We start from the raw sequence: 17,383 nt of genomic DNA, 5'->3' as shown, positions 1-17,383 counted from the left end.
CTTCTACCGCAGGCCTGCGGCGCGAACCCGTGCAAGCATCTGTCGGTGGAGGACCATGAGGGACAGCAAGTCGGATGTCGCCGACATCAGCAATGCAGTTCACCTCTGCATCGACATGCAGAACATCTTCGCCCGTGGCGGTCTCTGGGAAACGCCATGGATGGAGAAGGTTCTGCCGACGATCGTCTCGATCGTTTCCCGTCACCAGACTCGAACGATCTTTTCGCGCTTCATCACGCCGCAGGATCCGGAAGACCGTCCCGGGCAGTGGCAAAGCTATTTTCGCCGCTGGAAGCAGGCCACGCGCGGCTGCCTGCCGCCATCCGGGCTCGAACTCGTGCCTGCGCTCGCCCGGTTCGTTCCGCCGGCCCTCGTCATCGACAAGCCGGCCTATTCGGCGTTCAGCAGCTCCAGCCTCGCAAGCCTACTGATCGAGAAGGGGATCGGCACGGTGGTGATTACGGGGGCGGAGACGGATGTCTGCGTCCTATCGACGGTGCTGAGCGCCGTCGATCTCGGCTTTCGGGTCGTCATCGTCGAAGATGCGCTTTGCAGTTCGTCCGACGTCGGGCACGACGCGCTCATGACCATGTACCGCAACCGCTTCCACGGCCAGGTCGATCTGGTGAGGGCAGAGGAACTCGAGACGTTCTGGCGCGAGTAGAGAACGTCACGTCTGTGCCGACTGGCTGCTCATTTCTCGCGCTATTTCTCGCGTTTGCCTGCAACCGTCACTTCGCGCTAGACTTAACGTGACGCGTGCGTTCGCACGGCAAATCCCATATGCATGGCGATCGGCTGCCGAATCGAGATGAGTTCGGCTCGCGTGCAATTGACGATCGTTGACGACCAGAAACGGATTAACGTGCGGCATTCCCAAAAAGCTCGGCCCGCCAAAGCTTCGCGAACCAGCTCGCGAACCAAGAGCCTGCCAAAGAAGCGTTCGCCAAACAGGCGTCTGCCGAAGAAGAGTTCGCCAAAGACGAGCAAAGCGGTGCAACGCGCTGCGATCTCGTCGTCGTCGCCGCTTGGCATGATGGCGCTTCATCTGCTCGCCCAATGGAAGCAGTCCGGCCGCAGCGGCCTCGTGTTCCTCGCCGAGAACGAGAGCAGGGCGGAGCGGCTCGGCAGCGTCATTCATGCGCTTGACCCGTCCTGCGAGGTGCTGGTGTTTCCGCGATTGAACACCTTGCCGTTCGATCAATTGGAGCCGTCTCGCGAGATCGCGGGGCGCCGCGCCTCAGTGCTGAGACGCCTTGCGAAATCGAAGCGACCGATCTTTCTGGTCTCGACGGCCGAAGCCGTGATGGAGCGCCTGCCGCCGCCGGCGAGCCTGTCGCGCCTCAACATCAGCCTGAAGATCGGCGGCGCGTTCTCCGAGCAGGAGCTTCGCTCGCGTCTCGAAAGCCTTGGATACGATCTGGACGAGGAGCCGGATTATCCCGGCGGCGGCCTATTTCATGGCCAGACATTCGAGATATTTCCCGCGGGTGCGCTTGGTCCGTTCCGGATAGAGCATTCGGCTCGCGCGATACGCCGCATCGTGGCGTTCGACCCGAAGCAGCATGACATCATTTTTGAGACCCGGGAGCTCCTGGTCGATCCGATGTCGGAGCGGCTCGGCTTCGCCGGCAAACGCGGCAAGCGCGCGACGCTGTTCGAATATTGCGGACGTGCCAAATGGATCGCGGATGCAGGCGTCCCATTGCACGCCGATGGCTGGCTGAGCACGATCGAGGAGGCGGCGGGTCGCGCCGACCGCGAACGCGAATATTTGGGCCCGCGCGAATGGAAGCAGGCGACCAGGGGCATGAAGGTGTTGCCGCAGGCCGCCCGGTTCCAACCGACGCCGGAGTTTTCGAAGCTGACGTCCTCCAGGAAAGCCCTTCGCGGCTTCGTCGAAGAGACGCGGCGAGCCGGTTCGCGACTGATCTTCGTCGCAGCGCAGGAGGAGGATCTGCGTGCGATGGAGCGGATGAGCGGCGTCAGGGCGGAGCGTCTGGCGGATTGGAACGAGGTGACGAGCGGACGCGATCGCGAAGCGGCGCTGCTGGCCGATTTCGATGCGGGCTTCGTCGTCGCCGGCAAGAAGGCTCTCGTCGTCGTGACGGCTGCCGACGTGCTCGGCAGCCGGGCGCATCATCCGCAGCCGATGGCCAGAAGCGGCAGCGCAGCGTTCGATCATGCCGACGTACCGGAGCAGGGCACGGTGGTGGTCCATCTCCAGCGGGGCCTTGCCGTGCTCGATGGCTTGCAGACCGTGAACACGGGCGGCGGCGCGTGGCGCGAGATGGTCAGGCTTGGGTTCGCTGGCGACAACGCGGCTCTCGTCCCGCCGCCTGATCTGGCCTTGATGTGGCCCTATGCGGCTGAGCGCGGCAAGGTGGCGCTCGACAAGGCGGATGGCAGCACGTGGTGGGCTCGCCGCACCGAGGCTGAGCGGGAAATCCAGATCGCCGGCAAGGTGCTCGCCAAGCACATCAGCCAGCGCCGCCGGCGGCGCGCTGCGAAACTGGTTCCGCCGGGGCCGGTCTACGAGAAATTCGTCGCGCGCTTTCCCTATTTCACGACGAGCGGCCAGGCGGCAGCCATCCGCGATGTGTTGGATGATCTTGCGTCCGGCCACCCGATGGACCGCGTGGTTTGCGGCGATGTGGGATTCGGCAAGACCGAGGTGGCGCTGCGGGCGGCAGCCGCCGTGGTGCTGTCGGGCAAGCAGGTGGCGATTGCGGTGCCGACGACCGTGCTGGCTCGGCAGCACGTCGCAACGTTCAGCAAGCGTTTTGCCCCGTTCGGCATCGAGGTGGGCAGCCTGTCGCGGGCCGCGTCAGGTGCGGAAGTGCGGGCGACGAAAGAGGGCTTGCGCAGCGGCCGGATGAATATCGTGGTCGGAACGCAGGCGCTCGCTTCAAAAGACGTGAAGTTTGACGATCTTGGCCTCGTCATCGTCGACGAGGAGCAGCATTTTGGCGCAGCCGAGAAAGCGAAGCTGTCGGCGCTGGCCAAGAATCTCCACGCGCTCTGGATGAGCGCGACGCCGATCCCGCGGACTCTCGCCGCCGGTCTTGCCGGCTTCAGGGATTTGAGCATCATCGCCTCGCCCCCGGTTCACCGGCTTCCGGTCGCAACCAGGATCGCTCCGTTATCGGATGCCGCCATCGCCTCGGCGTTGCTGCGCGAGCAGAGGCGTCACGGGCAGAGCTTCCTGATCTGTCCACGCATCCAGGATCTCGATCCCCTGCTGGCACGCGTGCAGGCGGTGGCGCCCGATCTTCGCATCGTCTGTCTCCATGGCAGATTGGCTGCCGACGAGATCGACGATCGGATGATGAGCTTCGTCGAAGGCGGAGCCGACGTTCTGCTTGCGACCAACATCGTGGAGAGCGGTCTCGATATCCCGCGTGCGAACACCATCGTGGTGTGCTGGCCTGAAAAATTCGGGCTTGCCCAGCTTCACCAGCTGCGCGGGCGGGTGGGCCGTAGCGGCATACGCGCCTTCGCATATCTCTTAACCGAGACGGCTTCCGTTCAGTCCGAGAAACGGCTTGCAGTTCTCGAGGAGTTCAGCCGGCCGGGCGCAGGATTTGCCATCAGCGAGCGCGATCTGGACCTGCGAGGTGCGGGAGACCTGTTTTCGGAAGCGCAATCCGGCCATGTCCAGGTCTTCGGGCCCGTGCTCTACAGCCACCTCCTGAAAATGGCATCGGAGAAGGCCGATGGACGAATCGAGATGTGGGTGCCAGACCTCAATCTGCCGGTCGCCGACATGCTTCCGGAAACCTATGTGCAGTCGGAGCCCGTGCGGCTCGAACTCTACGCCCGTGCCGCAAGGTGCCGAAGCGAGGACGATCTCGACGATCTGGAGGAGGAAACCTCCCGCCGTTTTGGGCGGTTGCCGCCGGTGGCCCGCGACTTCTTCGCTGCAGCAAGACTCAGGCTTGATTGCAGGCGCAGAGGCATCGTCCGCCTCGACGTCGGGGCGGGCGCGGTGGCCGCGACGTTCCTGCCGGGACGTTTGCGGAAATCGAAGGGGCGATCGCTGCAACGCGATGGCGATCGCGTCGTCTACCACAGTCCCATGCGGGATGCCCCGTTCGACAGGGTCGAAGAATTGTTCGACCTTCTCGACGACACGTGATGGTGGCGAGATAGCCGAGCGCACGGCGACATTCGCCGCGCATGGGAACCGCAAGCGGCAGCTCGGGTTGGTCGGATTGCACCAATTGCCGAGGAGTCCGTATGACGGAACCGGACGTTCGCAAGGGCATGCCGCCCGTCAAGCTGTCGCGGGAGGCGTTCGAGAGCCGCTACAGGAGCCAGTTCGTTGATCCCGCCTTTGCGCGGCTCCAGCGGGAGCTCGACGCCATCGTCGGCGCCGCCTGGGACGCCTACAGCCATTCGCGGAAAGCGCCGCTGACCCGGAAGGCGGGTGCTGGCTTTGCTGATCCCGAATACGATCTCGCCGTCGACTGGCTCGCTGCGCGCGCGGCCATCCTCGAGGCGCAGCGGCGGTATGACGATGCGAGCGAGACGCCGCGCATCCTCATCATCAACGGCTCGGCGCGCAGCGAGCACACCTGTCCCGGCGAGATGTCCAAGACCTGGCGCATGGTCAAGCTGGCCGAGCCTGTGTTCGTCGAGATGGGATTTGCCGTCGACATTCTCGATCTCTCCCGCCTGACCTCGGAGTTCGGCAAGAATATCCATCCCTGCAAATCCTGCGTCGCCACCGCCATGCCGCTGTGCCATTGGCCGTGCAGTTGCTACCCCAACTACTCGCTGGGGCAGACCGGCGACTGGATGAACGAGATCTATCCGCTCTGGGTCGCCGCCTACGGCATCCTGATCGCGGCGCCGGTGAACTGGTATCACGTGCCTGCCGGTCTCAAGGCGATGATGGATCGCATGGTCTGCGCCGATGGCGGCAATCCCGATCCGACGTCGACGCATGGCAAGAAGGCCGCCGAGGCCAAGGCGATGGAGCTGAAGGGCTGGCCCTATCCGCGTCATCTCGCCGGCCGCCATTTCGGGCTTGTCATTCACGGCGACAGTGTTGGCGCCGAGAGCGCGCGCCGGGCCTTGTCCGACTGGCTGACCGACATGCAGCTGATCTCGGCCGGCCGCTTCGCCGAGCTCGACGGCTATGTCGGCTACATGGAGCCGTACGCGACCTCGCACCGTGAGCTAGATGAAGACCGCGAATTTCAGCAGGAGGTGCTGAATGCGGCGCGCACGCTCGGCAACGCGGTCCGGCTCGCGCGCAGCGGACGGCTGCGCGATCCCAGCGCGGGCCTGGAAGATCCCAACCCAAAATGACCGGCCTGAAAGGACAATAGAATGCTCGAAGAGAAACTCAAGGAAGCCATCATCGGCGAGCTGCAGCGGCAGGCCGCCAACCGGCCGCAATCCCTGAAGGTCGAAGGCTCCTCGGAAGAGTTGGTCGTCAACGGCAAGATCGATCTTGCCGATCTGGTGATGGTGATCGCGGGCTCGGTTGCCGGCGGGCCGTAGCGCGTTCAAATCTTGCTGTGTCAAGCCCACCCTTCTCCTCATCCTGAGGAGCGCGGAACGCGCGTCTCGAAGGATAGGTCGGGCCTTCATGGTTCGAGACGCGCTTCGCGCTCCTCACCATGAGGGTCTTGTGACGCAGCAATATTACAGCAGGGCTTTCAACCTCAGCGCATCGGCCGGCGCTGCGCTCTTCTGGTCGTTGTCGAAATAGACATAGACGTCGCAGCCCTGTCGTTTCCACGACTTGATGCGGCGCGCCCACTGCGCGAGCGCCGGCTGCGAATAGTGGCCGTGATAACGGCCGCCGGGGCCATGGCCGCGAACATAAACGAAATCCGCCGTGCGCTTCCACGGCGCCGGCGCGTCATGATGGTCCGACAGGCAGAGCGAGATGTTCTCGTCGGCCAGCATCCGCAGGATGCGGGGCTGATACCAGCTCGGATGGCGGAATTCGAAACTGTAGCGGCGCTTCTTCGAGAGCAGCTTGAAGAATGAGGCAAGGCGATCGGCGTCCGCCTCGAATTGCGGCGGCAGCTGGAATAGGATCGGCCCGATCTTGCCGCGCAGCAACGAAACGCGGTCCTCCAGCAGTTCGAGGCTGTTGACGGAGCGGTCGGATAGGCGCTTCCAATGGGTGATGAATTTCGACGCCTTCCAGGCGAAGACGAAGTCGCGGCCGGTCTGATCCCGCCAGGCTTTGACGGCCTCTTGCGTCGGTGTGCGGTAGAAAACGCCGTTCAGCTCGGTGGTGTCGAATTGACTGGCGTAATAGCGAAGCTGTTCTTTCAGCCGTAAGCCCTCGGGAAAGAACGGACCTCGCCAGGATGCGTAGTGCCAGCCGGAGGTGCCGATCAGAACGCGCGCCATTTTCACGTGCCGTCCGTTGCCGTCGTCGGAGGCGGCACTCGGGTAGGCCGCGCTTTTCCGAAAGGGGAACGTCTATGGAGCAGATACGTTTCTTGTCGGGATGGAACGTGCTGGCAGGAACCCGACCCAGGAACCAACCGATGTATGCGCTGTTCGAAGGCAACAAGCAGATCGGCAATCCGTTCTCCTCCGAGAAAGAGGTGTGGGAAGCGGCGCTGATCGAAGGACTGGTGACCGACGTTCCAGTTGCGGATGAGGAGGGCGGCCGGATTCTGCCGAACGGCTATCACGTCGAGCGGGTGGATGAGGTCTGCGAGCCGCGGCCGGAGTGGAAGCTGCCCCGCGAGATATCGTGAGCGGATTCGCTTCGCGCTAGTTCGAGGTCAGCGCCGCCTTGGCCACTTCGGCCATCCAGCTTGACGCCACCGGCAGGATCGCATCGTTGAAATCGTAGCGCGGGCCGTGCAGCTCGGCGCCGTCGCGCAATTTCCCGTTGCCGATCCAGACGAAGGCGCCCGGCCGCTGCTGGAGGTAGAAGGCAAAGTCCTCGCCGGCCATGCTGGGCGCGAGATCGCGCCGCACGTGGGCCCGCACTTTCTCCGCAGCCATTCGCGCCAGGCCCGCTTCGGCCGGCGTGTTGATGACGACGCCGACGCCCATGACGATCTCGGGCGTGACCTTGACGCCAAAGCTCGTCGCGATGCCGGCGCAAGTCCGCTCGATTCCGTTCAGGATGACGTCCTTGACGCCGTCGCGATGAAACCGGAGCGTGCCGCGGATCACCACGCGCCCGGCGATCTGGTTTGCCGCCGTGCCGCCCTCGATCGTGGACAGCGAGAGCACGGCGGTGTCGAGCGGATCGACGCTCCGCGAAACGATCGATTGCAGCGCGACGATGAGATGGCCGGCCGCCATCACCGGATCGCGCGTCAGATGCGGCATGCCGGCATGTCCGGCATGGCCATCGATGGTGATGGTGACGCGTCCGCCGGAGGCCATGACGACGCCGTCATGGACCGCGATCGTGCCGGCCTCGAGGCCCGGCCAGTTGTGAAAGCCGAACACCCGGTCCATCGGAAAGCGCTCAAACAGGCCAGCTGCGACCATCGCGCGCGAGCCGCCAAAGCCTTCCTCGGCGGGCTGGAAGATGAAATCGATGGTGCCGCTCCAGTCGGTGTCGCCGACCAGCAGCGCCGCCGCGCCGAGCAGCGAGGCCGTATGCCCGTCATGCCCGCAGGCATGCATCACGCCGGGATTGCACGAGGCATGGGGCAGGCCGGTGTCCTCGGTGATCGGCAGCGCATCCATGTCGGCGCGCAGCCCAACGCGGCCCTGCGCAGACCCCCGCCTCAGCGTCGCGACGACGCCATGCCCGCCGATGCCGGCCTCGAAGGGAATGCCGAGCTCGGTGAGCTTGTCCTGCACAAAGGCGGCGGTAGCCTTCTCCTGGAGGGAGAGCTCGGGATGCGCATGCAAATGCCGGCGCCACGTGGTCAGTTTCTGGTGCAGCTCGGGTGTCAAGGCGGGGTCTCTCGTGCCGGCAGCCACCACCATAGCGGAATCTTCGCGTCTTGCATCCAACAGCAGCGAATGCCTCGCGTGCAGCAAAGCGGGGCTACTTGGATTTCGATTAGGGTTGAGTGCTACCGCGAAGAAGGTTCCCTCTCCCGCTTGCGAGAGGGCTGGGGTGAGGGTGTCTCCACGTCGGGATTCTATCCCGATGAGGAGAGAGCCCTCACCCGGCGCGCGGGACGATGCTGCGCATCGCCCGAGGCGCGCCGACCCCTCCCGCAAGCGGGAGAGGTAAGGAGGAGGCTACGCGCTACGCCGCCACCTTCGCCAGCCCCTTCCAGTCGAAGCCGATCCCGTGGCCGGGCCGCACCGGGGCGAGTGCCATGCCGTCGTCGAGCACCAGCGGATGCTCGATGTAGGTGTCGAGCCCGAAGCCGTGGGCCTCCAGATAAGAGCGGTTCGGGCTGGCCGCGAGCAAATGCACGGTGATGTCGTGCGCGCCGTGGCTGGTGACGGGAAGATTGAAGGCCTCGGCCAGCCGCGCAATCTTCATGAACGCACTGACGCCGCCGCAATTGGTGACGTCGGGCTCGGGATAGGACACCGCGCCAGTGACGATGTAGTTCTTGAACTCCCACAGCGAACGCAAATTCTCGCCCGCCGCGATCGGCACGCCGCCGGCCTGCATGATGTGCGCGTGTCCCGCGACGTCGTCGGGAATGATCGGCTCCTCGAGCCAGGTGAGGTCGAACGGCACGAACGCACGGGCGGCGCGGATGGCTTCCTCGACCGTCCACTTCATGTTGGCGTCCGCCATCAGCTGAAAGCCGTCGCCGAGATGTTTTCGCATGGCAGCGACACGAGTAACATCGAATTTGAGGTCGGGCCGGCCGACCTTCATCTTGATGGCGCGAAAGCCTTTTGCGAGATTGCCATCGGTCTGCTTCAGAAGCGCCTCCACCGAGAGATCGAGGTCGATGCCGCCGGCATAGCAGGGCACGCGCGAATCGTAGCCGCCGAGCAGCCGGAACAGCGGCAGCCCCGCGCGCCGCGCCTTCAAATCCCACAGCGCGATGTCGAGCGCAGAGAGCGCCAGCACCACAGGCCCGCCGCGCCCGCCATAATGCAGGCCCCACCAGACGTGATGCCAGATCGCTTCGGTGTCGTCCGCCTCGCGTCCCTCGACCAGCGGCGGAATCTCGCGCCTGAGGATGTCTGCGACAGCACCGCCATTGCGCCCCACGGTGTAGGTGTAGCCCACGCCTTCGGCGCCGTCGGCATCGCGGATGCGGCAGGTGATCAGCTCGAACGCCGCGATCTCGCCATGGGTAGAGTCGGAGAGCGTGACGGGGAGAGGGATCCGGTAGAATCCGGTCTCGATGGTTGCAATGCGGGCCATGTTTCCATCCTGCTTTTTCTTTGCAGGCTAGGCCGACGACCGCCCTCGGGCAAGGGTGACCAGCGCAAACCAGCTCACCGCTTCGTTGCAAGCTGCACCGCCAGCGCACAGCCGCGGTCGTATTCGTCGAGATTGATCCATTCGTCGACGGTGTGCGCCTCGTTCTGGCCGGCGCCGAAGGTCACGGTCGGTACCCCGTGGCGGACCATCCAGTTCGCATCGAGGCCACCATTGGCGGCGCGAACGTTCGGCGTTCCGCCGACGGCGGTCACCGCTTCGATGGCGCGTTTGACCGCCGGCAGATTGTCCTTCATGCGGAACGGAAAATAGTCGGTCTCGGCCTTGAACTTGACGCGGCCGGACTTGCCTTGCGCGTTGGTGACCTTCTTGGCCGCTTTCTCGAACGCGGCCTTGTAGGCCTTGGTGATCTCCTTGAAGAACTTTCCGTCGTGACTGCGGCTTTCGCCGCGCACGTGCACATAGTCGGTGACGACGTTGGTGGCATCGCCCGCGGGGCGGCCCTCGCCGCCGGTGACGGGACCGACATTGCTGGTGCCCTGCCGCTTGCCCTTCACGACCTTGCCGAACCAGCCGCCGGCCTTCACCTCGGCGAGCGCAAGCGCGAGGATCATGGTCGACGAGATACCGCGCTCGGGCGCGACGCCGGCATGCGAGGCGCGGCCGAAAATCTCGACAGTCCAGCGATCCGCACCGACGGCGCCGATGATGACATTGGATGCGGAACCGCCGTCATAGTTGAACGCCATCACCGGCGAGCCGAGCTCCTCGGTATTGACGTGGCGCGCGCCATAGAGACCGCTCTCCTCGCGCACGCAGAACAACAGCGTGATCGGCGGATGATCGAGCCTCTGCTTGGCAAGCTCGGCCGCCAGCGTCACCAGCACGCCGCAGCCGGTGCGGTTGTCGCCGCCGAGCGCGGTCTTGGCCTCGTTGACGACCTTGCGCCCGGAGAGTTTCGGCCTCGCGCCGGCGCATAGCGGCACGGTGTCCATGTGGGTCATGAACATGATGCGCGGCTGGTTGTGCAGCGCGCCGCGGCCGGGCAGGTCGACAATGAGGTTGCCGGTTTCGGTCGGCACGGGAATGCGCGTGTTGGCGTCGTCGAGCCGGATTGCGCCCGCAGGCACGCCGACCTCGTTCAGCGCGGCCGAAAGCTCGCGCCCGATCGCCGCCTCCTGTCCGGTGACGCCCGCGACGGCGAGAAAGCGCATGAGGCGGTCGGTGGCGGCTTTGGTGTCGACGGGCATGAGTTGTTCCTTGTGATGCACGGTACGCGTCAGCATCTCCTGCTGTAGGTTGTTTCGCAAGGCTGCCTCAACGCATGAATCGCGGCGTTGCGTTGCTATCCACGCATGGTCGCAGAACCTCGCGCCATGCTGAAGGCAGTATTAGCGACCTCAAACCGCTCCGTGATCTCCGTCACCGACCCTATTCGCGGGTTCATACATGGTGTCTCCACGCTGCGATTGGGCAGCCGGGAAAAGGGACATCACCATAATGATCGCAAGATAAACGACGCGGCGGTAAAAGCGTGCAACAACGCGCATCCGATGTTCGGGGAAGGGTTGATCCTGCGCCATGCTGGCCCTCAGCGTCGATCCCGAGAGCTCGCCAGTTGCAGCGGGCTCTCGCGGGCTCGTCGACGACGCGCAGTTGGGCTCCATGGCATGGGCGGAGGCGGTCGCTCGCCGCACAGCGGATGGAGGTCGGACCAGTTCCTGTTGTTCCGACGAGCCGGGCATGGGCGACAGCAAGCGCGTGTGCGAGAGTGACGCGAGCGTTCTGATTGGAACGTGCGGCGTGCAACCTTGTTTGGCCTAATCTCGTTTAACACGCCGTGTAGGTGCCGATCCCTGCTGCGAGGAGATGCAGCCATGACCGTCGACTTCAATCATACGATTCTGTCCGCGCGCGACAGCAAGGCCTCAGCTGACTTCCTTGCCGAGATGCTGGGGTTGCCGGCGCCGCGGCGTTGGGGACCGTTCCACATGGTCAAGACCGACAATGACGCCAATCTCGACTACATGGAGACCAAAGGCGACATTGCGCATCAGCATTACGCCTTCCTAGTCGGTGACGCCGAATTCGACGCGATCTTCAACCGGATTCGAGACAGGAACCTGCGCTACTGGGCCGATCCCGGTCGGCAGAAGGCCGGCGAAATCAATCATCACGACGGCGGCCGCGGTCTCTATTTCGAGGATCTGAACGGACACCTGCTCGAAATCATCACGCGTCCCTATGGAAGCGGCGGCTGGAATCCCTAGGCGCGACGGCTTGAAATCATCGCGCGATGCTCGCAATGTCGCCGGCGCGGAAAGCGCAGGCGGTATCAAGCGGCATCATGTATCTCGGCATCGACCTCGGCACGTCTGCCGTCAAGATCGTTCTCGTCGACGACGCCCAGCGCGTGGTGGCGAGCCGCAGCCGGCCGCTGACGGTCTCTTCGCCACATCCCGGCCAGTGCGAGCAGGACCCGGCGCAGTGGATCGAGGCCACATTCGCGGCACTGGATGCACTCAAGGCCGATCACGCGCGCGAATTGGCCGAGGTCGAGGGCATCGGCCTGTCGGGCCAGATGCACGGCGCAACACTGCTCGATGCCGGTCAGAGGCCGCTGCGGCCCTGCATTCTCTGGAATGACGGCCGCTCTTTCGCCGAATGCGCCGAGCTGGAGCGGCGCTGGCCCGCATTGCGGGCGACCACAGGCAATAAGGCGATGCCGGGATTCACCGCGCCAAAACTGATGTGGGTCGCCAGGCACGAGCCGGAGATCTTCGCCGCCACCAGCCTTGTGCTGCAACCCAAGGCCTATCTGCGCCTCGTGCTATCAGGCGAGACGATCGAGGATGTCTCGGATGCCTCGGGATCATTGTGGCTCGATGTTATCAGGCGCGATTGGTCGGACCAGGGGCTTGCCGCAACCGCGCTGTCGCGCCGCCAGATGCCGCGTCTAGTCGAGGGCTGCGCACCGGCGGCGCGGCTGCGCACCGAAATGGCGCAGCGCTGGGGCATGAGCCGGCGGCCGATGATCGCCGGCGGCGCCGGCGACAATCCGGCGGGAGCGATCGGCATCGGCGCCATCAGCCGCAGCGCAGCCTTCATTTCGCTCGGAACCTCCGGCGCACTGCTGGTGCCGACCGATGTTGTCGCGGCCAATCCGGAGCGGGCCGTGCACACTTTCTGTCACGCCGTCCCCGGCCGATGGATTCAGGCCGGTGCGATCCTCTCGGCGGCCTCGTGCCTGGCCTGGATCGCGCGGCTGCTGCGAGCGTCCGAATCTGACCTGCTGGCGCCGCTCGGGCTGCGCCCGCTGGCTCCGTCGCCCGTCAGCTTCCTGCCTTATCTCTCGGGCGAACGCACCCCGCATGATGATCCGGACGTGCGCGGCATGCTCGACGGGCTCAGTCACGCCACCGATCGTGACGCCATCGTGCAAGCCGTGCTCGAAGGCGTGGCCTTCGCGCTTGCGGATTGCCGGGACGTGCTGGCCGAGACTGGCCTCGCGATTGCGGAGGCGGACGTCATCGGCGGCGGCTCGCGGTCGCGGTTCTGGCTTGCGGTGCTGGCCAACGTCCTGAACATCCCCGTGCATCGATTTGCCGATGGCGAGACTGGCGCCGCATTCGGCGCAGCGCGGCTTGGCCGCCTTGCGGTCACCGGAGAGGCGATCGACGCCGTCTGCACCGCGCCGCAGCGCATCGAGACGTTCGCGCCCGAGCCCGCGCTTGCGCAGGCCTATGCCGCGCGGCTTGCGCAATGGCGCCGCCTGTACCGGCCGCGGCAATGACCGCGATACGCAAAGCATCGTGATCCGGCGCGAGGATGGTGCGCGACGATGTGGCGAAGAAAAGGCATTAGGTCCGAGGGTCGGTTCCGTCCGACAAAGATAAATCCGCCCCCGAGGGTTGGTCGGCTCGCGAGAGCTATTGCCCTGCGCCGCAGCCTTTTGTTTAATGCGCGCACGCGCGCCAGTGACCGAATGAGACGCGGGTGAGATGCGATGCCGCCGTCGGCGCATCGGGGAGGTGTGATGAGCGAGCCCATCCTCGAGATGCGCCGGGTCTCCAAGTCTTTCTTCAGCATCAAGGCGTTGCGCGACGTCGACCTCACCGTCTATCCGGGCGAGATCCACGCCTTGATGGGCGAGAACGGCGCCGGCAAATCCACGCTGATGAAGATCCTGTCGGGCGCCTACCGGCCCGATCCCGGCAGCGAAATCCGCATCGACGGCCAGCCGGTGCAGATCAACGGCCCGCTCGGCGGCCGCGCCGCCGGCATTGCGATCATCTATCAGGAGCTCTCGCTCGCCCCCAATCTGAGCGTCGCCGAGAATATTTACCTCGGCCGCGAGGTCTCCCGCGGCGGCTTGCTTGCGCGCGAGGCGATGCAGGCCGGCGTCGGTCCGATCCTGGCGCGGCTTGGTGCCGATTTCACGCCGCAGACGCAGGTTGCCAATCTCTCGATGGGCCAGCGCCAGCTGGTCGAGATCGCCCGCGCGCTGCACGCCCGCTCAAGAATCCTGATCATGGACGAGCCGACCACGGCGCTGTCGGCCGGCGAGAGCGAACGGCTGTTCGCCCTGATCCGCCAGCTGCGCGCCGAAGGTCTTGCCATCATCTATATCTCGCATCGCATGGACGAGGTCTACGCGCTCGGCGACCGCGTCACGGTGCTGCGCGATGGCACGCTGGTCGGCTCGCTCGACAAGGGCGAGATTCGCGCCGACGCCATCGTGCGGATGATGGTGGGACGCGACGTCTCGTCCTTCTACAAGAAGGATCATGATCCCCAGGCGCGACCGGGCGCGCCGGTGCTCGCGGCCGTCGACATCAGCGACGGGCGGCGCGTCAAGGGGTGTTCGCTGACGGTGCATGCGGGCGAAGTCGTCGGCCTCGCCGGCCTGATCGGCGCCGGCCGCACCGAGCTTGCGCATCTCATCATCGGCGCCGCGCCCATGACCTCCGGCCATGTCGAGATCGAGGGCCGCACGGTCTCCATTCGCACGCCCGGCGAGGCGCTGGACGCGGGCATTGCCTACCTCACCGAGGACAGAAAGGCGCTCGGCCTGTTCCTCGACATGTCCTGCCTCGACAACATCAATCTGGCGGTGCTCGGCCGCGATGCGAAGTTTGGCGGCATCCTCGACCGCGACAAGGCGCGGGAGCGGGCCCAGCGCGCGTTCGCTGGCCTCGGCATCCGCGCCGCGAATGTCGGCGTTCCCGCCGGCGGGCTCTCCGGCGGCAACCAGCAGAAGGTGCTGCTGTCGCGGCTGCTGGCGATCGGCCCGAAAATCCTGATCCTGGACGAGCCGACGCGCGGCGTCGACGTCGGCGCCAAGTCCGAGATCTATTCGATCATCGACAACCTCGCAAAAGCAGGCACCGCGGTGCTCGTCATCTCGTCAGACCTGCCCGAGATCATCGGCATCTGCGACCGCGTCATCGTGATGCGCGCAGGGCACATTGCCGGCCAGATGCGGCGCGGTGCGACGCCGCTCAGCCAGGAGGAGATCATGGCACTTGCCACCGGAACGGAGCAGCTCGATGCCTGAGAACGGCGCTTCCGCCAAGACCGCCCCCGCCAAAACCGCCCCCGCCAAGGCCGCCACTGCCACGCCCGGCCTTGCGGCCGCACAGGAGACCAAGCGGCAGCGCACGCGGATGATCATTCGCGCGGTCGGCATGCTGCCGGTGCTGCTGCTCTTGTGCATCGGCTTTCATGTCCTGTCGGACGGCCGTTTCTTCACCGGCCAGAACATCGGCATCGTGGTGCAGCAGTCCGCGGTCAACACCGTGCTGGCCGCAGGCATGACCTTCGTCATCCTCACCGGCGGCATCGATCTCTCGGTCGGCTCCATCCTCGCGGCCTCGGCGATGGCCGGGCTGATCATCTCCAAATTCCCCGATCTCGGGGCGCTGTGGCTGCCGGTCGCGGTGCTCACCGGCGCTGTGTTCGGCATCCTCAATGGCGCCTTGATCGCACTGTTGCGGCTGCCACCCTTCATCGTCACGCTGGGTTCGTTGACCGCGGTCCGTGGCGCCGCGCGCCTGCTCGGCGCCGACACCACGGTGTTCAATCCGTCGATACCCTATGCCTTCATCGGCAACGGCGCGCTGACGCTTATTCCCGGCGTCGTCTCGATTCCCTGGCTCTGGGTGATCGCGCTCCTGGTCATCCTGGTCTCGTGGCTGGTGCTCAAGCGCACCGTGCTCGGGGTGCACATCTATGCGGTCGGCGGCAATGAGAGCGCGGCGCGGCTGGCCGGCATCAAGGTCTGGGCCGTGCTGATCTTCGTCTACGGGGTCTCCGGCCTGCTCGCGGGCCTCGGCGGCGCCATGCAGGCGGCGCGTCTCTACGCGGCCAATGGCCTGCAGCTCGGCCAGTCCTACGAGCTCGACGCCATCACGGCCGTGATCCTGGGCGGCACCTCTTTTGTCGGCGGCATCGGCTCGATCTGGGGCACGCTGGTCGGCGCGCTGATCATTGCCGTGTTGTCGAACGGCCTGATCCTGATCGGCGTCTCCGATGTCTGGCAATATGTCATCAAGGGCCTGGTGATCATCGGCGCGGTGGCGCTGGACCGCTACCGGCTGCAGGGCTCGGCGCGGACGTGAGAGCGAAAGCAAAGCGGTGAGCGCTCACCGTCATGTCTATTCCGTCACGGCAACTGGTCGCCGTGGCGGAGATTCAAACAGACCAGGGAGGAAGCCAATGTTGAAGACGATCTCGTTTGCCGGCGCCGCGATGGCGCTCGTCCTGAGCTCCGCACCGACCTCAGCCAAGGAACTCAAGTCGATCGGCATTTCGCTGGGCTCGCTCGGCAATCCGTTCTTCGTCGCGCTGTCGAAGGGCGCCGAGTTCGAGGCCAGGAAGACCAACCCCAACGTCAAGATCACCACCGTCGGCTTCGAGTATGACCTCGGCAAGCAGGTCACCCAGATCGACAATTTCATTGCCGCCGGCGTCGACCTGATCCTGCTCAATCCCGGCGATCCCAAGGCGGTTGGCCCTGCGATCAACAAGGCACAAGCCGCCGGCATCGTCGTCGTTGCCGTCGACACCGCGGCCGAAGGCGCCGACGCCACGGTGACCACCAACAACGTCCAGGCCGGCGAGATCTCCTGCCAGTACATCGTCGACAAGCTGGGGGGCAAAGGCGATGTGATCATCGAGAACGGTCCGCAGGTCTCCGCGGTCATCGACCGCGTCGTCGGCTGCAAGAACGTGTTCGGCAAGAACCCCGGCATCAAGGTGCTGTCCAACGACCAGGACGGCAAGGGCTCGCGCGAAGGCGGGCTGACGGTGGCGCAGGGCTATCTGACCCGCTTTGCCAAGATCGACGCCGTCTTCGCCATCAACGATCCGCAGGCCATCGGAACCGATCTTGCGGCACGCCAGCAGCAGCGCACCGGCATCATCATCACCGCGGTCGACGGCGCGCCCGACATCGAAGCAGCCCTCAAGGACCCGCAGGCGGCGCAGATCCAGGCCTCCGCCTCGCAGGACCCGTTCTTCATGGCCCGCCGCGCCGTGCAGGTCGGCGTCGGCATCCTCAACGGCCAAAAGCCGGCGTCCACCGTCGAGCTGCTGCCGTCAAAACTCGTGACGCGCGACAATGTCAAAGAGTACAAGGGCTGGACGTCAGACCGGACGCAGTAAGCGGCAGAGGACGGCCGGCGCCGGATGCGGCGCCGGCTGGTCTCGTGGAGTGCGGATTGTTTAGGTCCAAATCCTGCTCTAAAACAGTCCGCAGACTCGATCGTGTCATAAGTCCCACTTCGGCTGTTCAATGCAAAGCGAACGTCGTCGCTCCTTTCCGCCATGACCGCATGTGTGAAGGTTTTCGGATGCCGGCCCCATGACGGTGGCTCGGCGCACACCGGGGCCGGCGTCCGCAAACCTCCAAGGGAGATGCTATGGGGCGGCGGCGAGGATATTGCATCCATCGTTGCTGATGTGAACCGATGGAGCGCCCCATGCAGAAATTGAACGATCTGAGCCGATCCCCGAGCCCCCTCGACCCGGACGGCACGCTGATCGCCGTTATCGAACTGAGCCTGTCGAGCTGGC

At 65.2% G+C, this 17,383-nt stretch carries 15 protein-coding genes; 10 read left to right on the top strand and 5 right to left on the bottom strand.

The features are described from left to right. Positions 1-55: 55 nt before the first annotated feature. Positions 56-664, top strand: a complete 609-nt coding sequence (locus IVA82_RS29255) for a cysteine hydrolase (protein ID WP_247382898.1) — start codon at positions 56-58, stop codon at positions 662-664. 83 nt (positions 665-747) lie between these two features. Here IVA82_RS29255 and IVA82_RS29250 read toward each other — a convergent pair whose 3' ends face one another. Then, positions 748-1,035, bottom strand: a complete 288-nt coding sequence (locus tag IVA82_RS29250; RefSeq protein ID WP_247382897.1) for a hypothetical protein — start codon at positions 1,033-1,035, stop codon at positions 748-750. On the opposite strand from IVA82_RS29250, the gene IVA82_RS29245 reads away from it, so the two are divergent. The 3 genes from IVA82_RS29245 (at position 1,034) to IVA82_RS29235 (ending at position 5,511) form a co-directional block, all read left to right on the top strand. After that, entirely contained in the window at positions 1,034-4,138 is a 3,105-nt protein-coding gene (locus IVA82_RS29245) for a DEAD/DEAH box helicase (protein ID WP_247382896.1), read from the top strand. The two genes, IVA82_RS29250 and IVA82_RS29245, sit on opposite strands and share 2 nt — an antisense overlap. A 101-nt stretch (positions 4,139-4,239) precedes the next feature. Beyond that, on the top strand, positions 4,240-5,316 hold the full coding sequence (locus IVA82_RS29240; RefSeq protein WP_247382895.1) for a flavodoxin family protein: 1,077 nt from the start codon (positions 4,240-4,242) through the stop codon (positions 5,314-5,316). 21 nt (positions 5,317-5,337) lie between these two features. Further along, entirely contained in the window at positions 5,338-5,511 is a 174-nt protein-coding gene (locus tag IVA82_RS29235) for a hypothetical protein (RefSeq protein WP_247382894.1), read from the top strand. Between the two features lie 144 nt (positions 5,512-5,655). Here IVA82_RS29235 and IVA82_RS29230 read toward each other — a convergent pair whose 3' ends face one another. Continuing rightward, positions 5,656-6,378: a DUF72 domain-containing protein gene (locus tag IVA82_RS29230; protein WP_247382893.1), complete on the bottom strand. Its 723-nt coding sequence runs from the start codon at positions 6,376-6,378 to the stop codon at positions 5,656-5,658. A 140-nt stretch (positions 6,379-6,518) separates the two neighbouring features. Between IVA82_RS29230 and IVA82_RS29225 the strand changes: the two genes are divergently transcribed. Further along, the gene (locus IVA82_RS29225; RefSeq protein ID WP_247382892.1) at positions 6,519-6,734 is read left to right on the top strand and encodes a hypothetical protein; all 216 of its coding nucleotides are present in this window, start codon (positions 6,519-6,521) and stop codon (positions 6,732-6,734) included. Between the two features lie 16 nt (positions 6,735-6,750). Here the strand turns inward: IVA82_RS29225 and IVA82_RS29220 are convergent, their stop codons facing one another. The 3 genes from IVA82_RS29220 to IVA82_RS29210 all read right to left on the bottom strand — a co-directional run bounded on the left by IVA82_RS29220 (position 6,751) and on the right by IVA82_RS29210 (position 10,557). Next, positions 6,751-7,899 carry an amidohydrolase gene (locus tag IVA82_RS29220; RefSeq protein ID WP_247382891.1) on the bottom strand — a complete coding sequence of 383 codons (1,149 nt, stop codon included), beginning with the start codon at positions 7,897-7,899 and terminating at the stop codon, positions 6,751-6,753. A 301-nt stretch (positions 7,900-8,200) separates the two neighbouring features. Continuing rightward, complete coding sequence (locus IVA82_RS29215) at positions 8,201-9,289, bottom strand: mandelate racemase/muconate lactonizing enzyme family protein (RefSeq protein ID WP_247382890.1); 1,089 nt, start codon at positions 9,287-9,289, stop codon at positions 8,201-8,203. Positions 9,290-9,363: 74 nt separating this feature from the next. After that, positions 9,364-10,557 carry a M20/M25/M40 family metallo-hydrolase gene (locus tag IVA82_RS29210; RefSeq protein ID WP_247383046.1) on the bottom strand — a complete coding sequence of 398 codons (1,194 nt, stop codon included), beginning with the start codon at positions 10,555-10,557 and terminating at the stop codon, positions 9,364-9,366. Between the two features lie 627 nt (positions 10,558-11,184). Between IVA82_RS29210 and IVA82_RS29205 the strand changes: the two genes are divergently transcribed. The 5 genes from IVA82_RS29205 (at position 11,185) to IVA82_RS29185 (ending at position 16,972) form a co-directional block, all read left to right on the top strand. Then, the gene (locus IVA82_RS29205) at positions 11,185-11,577 is read left to right on the top strand and encodes a VOC family protein (RefSeq protein WP_247382889.1); all 393 of its coding nucleotides are present in this window, start codon (positions 11,185-11,187) and stop codon (positions 11,575-11,577) included. A gap of 77 nt (positions 11,578-11,654) precedes the next feature. After that, positions 11,655-13,100, top strand: coding sequence for a xylulokinase (gene xylB, locus IVA82_RS29200; protein WP_247383044.1), 1,446 nt, complete (start codon positions 11,655-11,657; stop codon positions 13,098-13,100). 243 nt (positions 13,101-13,343) lie between these two features. Then, on the top strand, positions 13,344-14,864 hold the full coding sequence (locus IVA82_RS29195) for a sugar ABC transporter ATP-binding protein (protein WP_247382888.1): 1,521 nt from the start codon (positions 13,344-13,346) through the stop codon (positions 14,862-14,864). Then, complete coding sequence (locus IVA82_RS29190) at positions 14,857-15,927, top strand: ribose ABC transporter permease (protein WP_247382887.1); 1,071 nt, start codon at positions 14,857-14,859, stop codon at positions 15,925-15,927. The genes IVA82_RS29195 and IVA82_RS29190 overlap by 8 nt, the downstream gene beginning before the upstream one ends. A gap of 97 nt (positions 15,928-16,024) precedes the next feature. Continuing rightward, a complete protein-coding gene (locus IVA82_RS29185) occupies positions 16,025-16,972 on the top strand; it encodes an ABC transporter substrate-binding protein (protein ID WP_247382886.1) in 948 nt (315 codons plus the stop codon). The last annotated feature ends 411 nt before the right edge of the window (positions 16,973-17,383 follow it).

Origin of the sequence: Bradyrhizobium sp. 142, from assembly GCF_023074015.1 — a bacterium.
Taxonomy (GTDB): Bacteria; Pseudomonadota; Alphaproteobacteria; order Rhizobiales; family Xanthobacteraceae; genus Bradyrhizobium.
The sequence above is the reverse complement of the archived record's forward strand: the minus strand, read 5'-3'. Positions and strand labels throughout refer to the sequence as shown.